General features: G+C 64.6%; 6 protein-coding genes and 1 pseudogene. All 7 read right to left on the reverse strand.

Annotated elements, in window-relative coordinates; genetic code table 11:
• Nucleotides 1-77: 77 nt before the first annotated feature.
• Entirely contained in the window at nt 78-1430 is a 1353-nt protein-coding gene (locus EF294_RS19205; RefSeq protein WP_123932545.1) for an MCE family protein, read from the reverse strand.
• Nucleotides 1427-2536 (reverse strand): MlaD family protein, encoded by a 1110-nt coding sequence (locus EF294_RS19210; protein WP_123932546.1) that lies wholly within the window; start codon nt 2534-2536, stop codon nt 1427-1429. The genes EF294_RS19205 and EF294_RS19210 overlap by 4 nt, the downstream gene beginning before the upstream one ends.
• Nucleotides 2537-2544: 8 nt before the next feature.
• On the reverse strand, nt 2545-3627 hold the full coding sequence (locus tag EF294_RS19215) for an MCE family protein (protein ID WP_123932547.1): 1083 nt from the start codon (nt 3625-3627) through the stop codon (nt 2545-2547).
• Complete coding sequence (locus tag EF294_RS19220; protein WP_123932548.1) at nt 3624-4952, reverse strand: MCE family protein; 1329 nt, start codon at nt 4950-4952, stop codon at nt 3624-3626. The genes EF294_RS19215 and EF294_RS19220 overlap by 4 nt, the downstream gene beginning before the upstream one ends.
• A gap of 3 nt (nt 4953-4955) precedes the next feature.
• On the reverse strand, nt 4956-5834 hold the full coding sequence (locus tag EF294_RS19225) for an MlaE family ABC transporter permease (protein WP_123932549.1): 879 nt from the start codon (nt 5832-5834) through the stop codon (nt 4956-4958).
• Nucleotides 5835-5836: 2 nt separating this feature from the next.
• Nucleotides 5837-6643, reverse strand: a complete 807-nt coding sequence (locus tag EF294_RS19230) for an MlaE family ABC transporter permease (RefSeq protein WP_123932550.1) — start codon at nt 6641-6643, stop codon at nt 5837-5839.
• A gap of 6 nt (nt 6644-6649) precedes the next feature.
• Nucleotides 6650-7114, reverse strand: a pseudogene (locus EF294_RS19235) (ABC transporter ATP-binding protein); the annotation flags it as partial.

Genomic DNA, 7114 nt, shown 5'->3' on the forward strand with positions numbered 1-7114 from the left:
CGGTCAACCGACCGACCGATGTCCCGGTCAACCGAGCCCACAGCGACGGTAGCGAGTGCTTCGTCAGATACCCCATGTCAGTTACCCCCCGCTCCCGGTCGGGCCGTCGTCGACGCCGGGCGACTCGCCGACGACCGCGCGGAGGTCGAGGCCGGCGTGCGACTCGTGCTCGGCCCCGGGTTCAAAGCCGTGTCCGGGGTGCCGGGCACGGTGCCCGGCACCGGATACTGCTGCAGCTTGCCGTTACTCATGATGCCGAACGGCAGGATGGGCAGAATCGGCGTGAGGACCTTGTCGTTGACCTGGTTGGCGATGGTGGTGCACTGATTGATCAGCGGCGCGAGGGTATCGCTGAACTGGGTCGCGGCCGGGTTGCCCGGCAGCAGCTGACCGAGGTCGAGGAACTTGCACTGCGCCGCAAGCAGATTCTGCAGATCGGGGATCGTCAGTCGCATCGCGAGCGTGCCGGACTCGGCGTCGTAGGCGTTGATCAGGTTGCTCAACGTCAACGGGAGCACCGTCAAGATTTCCTTCAGCGACGTCTTGGTGTCGAGCAATGCCTGCGTCGTCGGCTGCAGATCCTTCAGCGTCTGACCGATCTGTTCGCGGTTGTCCTGGATGAACCCGGCGACGTCGCCGAGGGCTATCGACAACTTGTTCAGCGCGGTCGCGAGCTGCTGGCGCTCACCGGCGAGGAAGCTGTTGAAATCGGCCATCTGCGTGTTGAATTGGCGCACCTGCGTGTCGTTCTCGCGCAGAGCGCCGACAAAGGTGTCGAGGTTTTTGACGGTGTCGAACAGATCGCCGTGCGAGTCCGACAGGGTGGTGCTGGCCTTCGAGAGATTCTCGATCGCGGCGCGGAGCTTCTCACCGTTGCCCTGTAGGTTGTCGGCACCGGTAGTGATGAGCTGGCTCACGGCCCCCTTGCTGTTGGCGCCGTCGGGGCCGAGCGCCTGGGACAGCTTCTGCACACTCGAATAGACCTGGTCGATCTCGACGGGGACCATTGTCTTGTCGAGTCCGAGGGTGACGTCCTTGCCAGCCTCGGGTCCCCCGGAGTAGGCGGGCGTCAGCTGAACGAAGCGATCGGCGACCACCGACGGCACGATCTGAACGGCTTTGACATCGGCCGGCAGACGCACACCACGATCCACCGTCATCGTTACCTTGACGGAATCACCCTCGGGCTCAACGGAATCCACCTTACCCACCGACACCCCGAGCACGCGAACGTCGGTGCCCTCGTAGATGCCGACGGAGCGGTGGAAGGTGGCGGTCACCTTGGTTGTGCCGATCAGCGAGAAGGCCCACCACAGCACCCCCGCGACGATCAGCGCGATGATCACGCCGAACACGATGTAGACGATGTGGCGCGGGGTGAACCACCGGCCGGGGCCGGAGGTGTTCGTCAGATCCGGTGCGGTGGTCATCCGGTGGCCCCCGTTCCGCCGTTGTTTTGGTTGGCCTGTTTGTTGGGCAGTCGGGTGGTGTTCTGCTGCGGCAGCGCCGGGGGCAGCAGGTTGGTGACCACCGCCTCGAACCACCGACCGTTGCCGAGCACGTTGGCGTAGAGCCGATAAAACGGCGCCATGTTCGTGATCGTCGCGCGCAGGTTCGCGTTCTGTTTCGTCAGCAGTTCGTTGACGCCCTTGAGCGAGTCGAGTGCGGGCCCAATCTGCGCCTCGTTGTCACGCACGATGCCGGTCAACGCCGTCGACAGCGTCGTCGTCGTGGCGAGCAGCGCCGAGATGTTCTTCTGCCGGCTGTTGAGTTCGTCGAGCAACTGCCCGGCACCGGCGATCAGCCGCACGAAGGTCTGGTTGCGGTCGGCGAGGATTTTGGAGGTGTCCTTGGTGGCCTGCAGCAGCTTCTGCACCTCTTGGTCACGACTGGCGATCGTGTTCGACAACCGCGCGATGCCATCGAGCGCGGGCCCCATGTCGCCCGCGGTGCCCGAGAACGCATTCGACAGCGAGCGCATCGACTGGGTCAACCGGTTGGTGTCGAGGTCCTCGATCTGCGTCGTCGCGTCGGAGAACGCCTCGATGACGTCGTACGGCGAGACCGTATCGGTCAGCGGCACATCGGGATCGGCCTGCTTGCTGCCGCGCGGGTTGAGGCTCAGATACTTCTGTCCCAGCACCGTCTTGATCTGAATGGACGCCTGCGTCTGGTTGCCGATCCACGTGTTGGACACCCGGAACCTGACATCGACCCGGTCGCCGTCGAGGGTCACGTCCTTGACCTCGCCGACCTTGACGCCGGCGACGCGGACCTCGTTGCCCGCCTTGAGGCCCGCAGCCTCGGTGAACTTCGCGGTGTAGGTGGCGGCCTGTCCGACCAACGGGAGAGAGGTCAGATAAAACGCGGAGACCGCGGCCATCAGCAGGATCAGGATGCCGATCCCGCCGATCGAGACCGGACTGCGCCGACCGGCGAAGCGGCGATTCGGATGGGCCTTCTGCGGCGCCTGCGAGGCGGTATCGTTCGCGCCGGTCTCGTTGGTGCCGTTGCCGGAAATGCGGTTATCGGTCATCTCGTCTCTCACCCCCCTGGCCTGTTGTCTTTCCAGCAGCGGGTCGCCGCGCTGGTGTAGAGCACATGATTGATGTCGGGCAGCGGCACCGCCGGCTGGGTCAGCAGGGTCGACTTGCCGTTGCCCGCCACGACGTCGATGCCGCACAGATAGAACTGGAACCACGACCCGAAGGTCGCCGCGCGGCCGATCTTCTGGAGCTTGACCGGCAGATTGTTCAGGATCTGGTTCACGTCTTTGTTGCGCGCGTTGATCTGGTCCGCCAGCGACTTCAGTCCCGCGATGTCACCCTGGATCGACGGCCTGGTCTGCGACAGTATCGACGCGGTCACCGTCGTCAGATTCGATACCGATGCGATTGCCGATCCGACCGAACCACGTTGCGCTGCAAGCCCGGTCACGAGTTGCTCGGTGTTGTCCAAGAGCGATTTGAAGTTCGCGTCGTTGCGATTGACGGTGCTGAGCACCGATGTCAGGTTGGTGATGAGTTCACCGATCACTTTGTCGCGGTCGGCCAGCGAGTTCGTCAGCGACGAGGTGCTCGAAATCAACGTGGAGATGTTGCCCCCCTCGCCCTGGAAGATCTTGATGATCTGGTCGGCGAGGTTGTTGACGTCGGCGGCCGAGAGCTCACGGAAGAGCGGCTTGAACCCGTTGAACAGCTCGGTGAGATTCACCGCGGGATGCGTGTCGCTCATGTTCGGGTCGGTACCGAAGGTGAAGCCCGGCGCCACGGTCACCTCCGAGGTACCCGCGCCCCGCTCGACGGCCAGGTAGCGCAGCCCGGTGAGGTTGCGGTAGCGGATATAGAGCTGCGCACCCTGCGGCAACGACGACCGATTGATAGTGAACTTCACCATCGCCTTGTTCTGGTCGTACACCGCGACATCGGTGACCTGACCGACGCGCACACCGGCGATACGCACGTCGTCGCCCTTGTTGAGCAGGGCGGCGTCGTCGAACACGGCGCTGTAGTTGCTGTCACCGTCGCCGCCGGCGTTGGCGATCGTCAACGCGAGCAGGCTGGTAGCGATCACGGTGATCACGCAGAACGTGATCAGTTTGATCAGCGGTCCCACAATGGACTTCACTGGATGTGCACCTCCGCGCCGGCCAGCGCCGGACCACCGATCATGGTGATCCAGGTCGGGACGTCGTTCGGGCGGGTACCACTGGCCGACCCGTAAATCAGCTTCAGTTGGGTCCGATACGACGGGTCGTCAAACGGCGAGGGCTTGATCAGTCCGACCGGGGTGGTGGTGAACTGTGGCTGCGGCAAACTCGGCATCGTCCGCGGGCCGGGGTTACGCGACGGCGGCTGGTAGGAGCCGTCGGCCAGTCCCCCGCCGGGGTACTGCGGGAACGGGCGGCCGTCAGTCGGCGGCTCGTAGCAAACCGCGGGCGGATCGATATCGAAGAACCGCGGCTCGTCCTGGTTCGGGAGATAGCGTCCGCGGGGGTTCACGAATTGCAGGTTCACGCGCACACCGGGATTGGCGGTGCCGGCACCGACGATCTTCTGCGACTCCGGGATCAGGGTCGCGAAGTTATGAAAGGTGCACTGGAAGGTCGGTGATTGCTTGGCCAGTCCGGTGAGTAACTGCTCGGAATCGACGAACAGGTCAACGAGGTTGTTTCCGTTCTGCTGCAACCAGCCGGTGGTGTCGGTGGCTGCGACACCGAGGGTGGCGATCAACGTCCGCAGGTCACCTTGCCGCTCCACGATGGTGTTGGAGGTGGTGCGGAAGTTGTCAAGGGCGTCGATGACATCGGGCAGCGCCTGGGAGTAGGTCTGCGAGAAACTCGCCAGACCCCGCAGGGTGCCCTGGAGGTCGGGCAGCACCGCGTTGATGCCGACGAACACCTTGTTGAGGTTGTCGATGGTGGTGCCGAGTTCTTCGCCGCGGCCCTGCAACGCCTGCGATAGCGACGTCAGGGTCACGCTGAGATCCTGCGGCGGGATGGCCTGCAGAACCGGGAGCAGCTTGTCGAACAGTTGCTGCAGTTCCTGCGCGTTACCACTCTTGTCGGTCGCTATGACGTCGCCGTCGTGCAGCCCCGGTCCACCGGACGCGGGCAGCTGCAGATCGACATAGCGCTCGCCGAAGAGCGTCTTGGGCAGGATCCGCGCGGTGGTCGTCTGCGGGATCTGCGTGGCCATGTCGGGGTTGAGCCCCAACTCGACGTCAACCAAGCCGTTCGCCGCCGGCGAGACACTGCGGACCTCACCAACGACGACCCCACGCGCCTTCACGTCGGCATTCGCGGGCAGCGCATTGCCGACGGAGTCGGTGGTGAGCGTGACGGTCGTGAAGTCGGTAAACGTCTTGTTGAACTTCATGATCGTCACCGCGAAGAACAGCGCGACAACGACCAGGAAGGCCACGCCGAGGAGTCTGCGGCGCACGGTCCCCATCGATCAGCCTCCCACTCTGACGGTCGTGGTGGTGCCCCAGATCGCCAATCCGAGGAAGAAATCGAGCACCGCGATCAGGACCAGCGCGGCGCGGACGGCGTGGCCCACCGCCACACCGACGCCCGCGGGACCCCCGCTGGCGTAGTAGCCGTAATAGCAGTGCACCAGGATGATGACGAACGCGAAGATCAGCACCTTGCCGAAGGACCACAGCACGTCCGCCGGCGGCAGGAACAAGTTGAAGTAGTGGTCGTAGTTGCCCGCAGACTGGCCGTTGAAGATGACCGTGATCTCCCGGGAAGCCAGATACGACGCGAGCAAGCCGAGCACGTAGAGCGGGATGACCGCGATGAAACCGGCGATCACACGTGTGGACACCAGGAACGGAATCGACGGCACGGCCATCGATTCCAGTGCGTCGATTTCCTCGGAGATCCGCATGGCACCGAGCTGGGCGGTGAAGCCGCACCCGACCGTCGCCGACAACGCCAGCCCCGCGACCAGGGGTGCCACCTCCCGCGTATTGACGTAGGCCGACAGGAAGCCGGTCAGCGCCTGCGAACCGATCTGGTCGAGCGCCGAATATCCCTGCAAACCGACAACGACGCCGGTGAACCCTGACATCAACACCATCACACCGACGGTCCCCGCGACGACGGCCAGGCCGCCGGTACCGAAGGCCACCTCGGCCAGCAGACGCAGCACCTCGCGCGTGTAGTGCACCAGTGTCTTCGGGATCCACGCCAACGTCCGTCCATAGAAGGACATCTGCTCGCCCGCGCCGTCGAGTACCTTCAATGGCTTGCCGGCCAGTTTGCGTACTTCGTAGAAGTAATACTCGGGACGACTCTTGGCGATCGTCACGCCACCACCACCGGACACGCCTAACTTCCCTTCGGCGGGACGATCTGCAGGTAGACCGCCGTGATGATCAGGTTGGCAAGAAACAGCAGCAGGAAGGTGATGACGACGCTCTGGTTGACCGCGTCACCCACACCCTTGGGTCCGCCCTTGGGATTGAGTCCCTTATAGGCGGCGATGACCCCGGCAAGTACGCCGAAGATCGCGGCCTTGATCGTCGAAATCCACAGGTCGGGAAGCTGTGCGAGGGCACCGAACGACGCCAGGTAGGCGCCCGGGGTGCCGTGCTGGACGATGACGTTGAAGAAATACCCGCCGCCGATACCGACGACCGCGACGAGTCCGTTGAGCAGCACGGCGATCAGGATCATCGCCAACACACGCGGAACCACCAGGCGCTGCACCGGGTTGATGCCCAGCACCTCCATCGCGTCGATCTCCTCACGGATGGTGCGCGAACCGAGGTCGGCGGCGACCGCCGACCCGGCGGCGCCCGCCACCAACAGCGAGGTCACCAGTGGCGATCCCTGTTGAATCACCACCAGCACGCTCGCCGCGCCCGTGAACGACTCGGCACCGAGCTGCTTGATCAGCGAACCGGTCTGTAGCGAGACGATCGCGCCGAATGGGATCGCGATGAGCGCCGTCGGCAAGATCGTGACGCTGGCGATGAACCAGGCTTGCTGGATGAACTCACGCCACTGAAAGGGCCGTACGAAGGTCTGACGCGCGACGTCGACGAACAGCTGGACGATGTTGCCCGCCTGGGCAAGGGCACTCGTTCCGGCTTGCGCGATTTTGTCGGCGCCACGCGTGGTGGCATTGGCCATTCTCGGTTAGCTCCGCCCGTCGCCGTGTCGGGGTTTGGTGGTGTCGATCTGCTGGGTGGGCTGGTCGCTCTGGGCGGCCAGCGGCACGTCCCACTGTTGAGTGGGCGCCTCGTTACCGGCGAACTCGTAGACGTCGGTGGGCGCTTCGGCGGTGGCCACCCCCCCGGCCGAACTCCACTCCCCCTGGCCGGATCCGCCGGCGTGAGCGGACGCGCCGGCACCGCTCTCGGCCAGGTCGGCACCGTGGGCGTGTGCCTGGGCCCGGATGTCGTCCTCCTGCGCCATCGATTCACGGATCGCGCGCTGGGCATTCTCCGGCAACGACGGCAGCAGTTCCAGGACGCGTTCGCGGTGACGGGTAACAGCCTTGCGCTCGGGCATCCCCGGATTGGGTTGCACCTGCGGGATGATCTCCGAGAAGTCGTCCTTGGTACCGCCACCACCGATACCCGCGGCCTGCATCGCCTCTTC

It is taken from the genome of Gordonia oryzae, assembly GCF_003797185.1.
GTDB classification, from domain to species: domain Bacteria; phylum Actinomycetota; class Actinomycetes; order Mycobacteriales; family Mycobacteriaceae; genus Gordonia; species Gordonia oryzae.

What these genes read in the sequence shown, in the direction of transcription:
- EF294_RS19205 (WP_123932545.1), bottom strand. Translation starts at nt 1,430, where the DNA reads ATGACCACCGCACCGGATCTGACGAACACCTCCGGCCCCGGCCGGTGG.
- EF294_RS19210 (WP_123932546.1), bottom strand. Translation starts at nt 2,536, where the DNA reads ATGACCGATAACCGCATTTCCGGCAACGGCACCAACGAGACCGGCGCG.
- EF294_RS19220 (WP_123932548.1), bottom strand. Translation starts at nt 4,952, where the DNA reads ATGGGGACCGTGCGCCGCAGACTCCTCGGCGTGGCCTTCCTGGTCGTT.
- EF294_RS19230 (WP_123932550.1), bottom strand. Translation starts at nt 6,643, where the DNA reads ATGGCCAATGCCACCACGCGTGGCGCCGACAAAATCGCGCAAGCCGGA.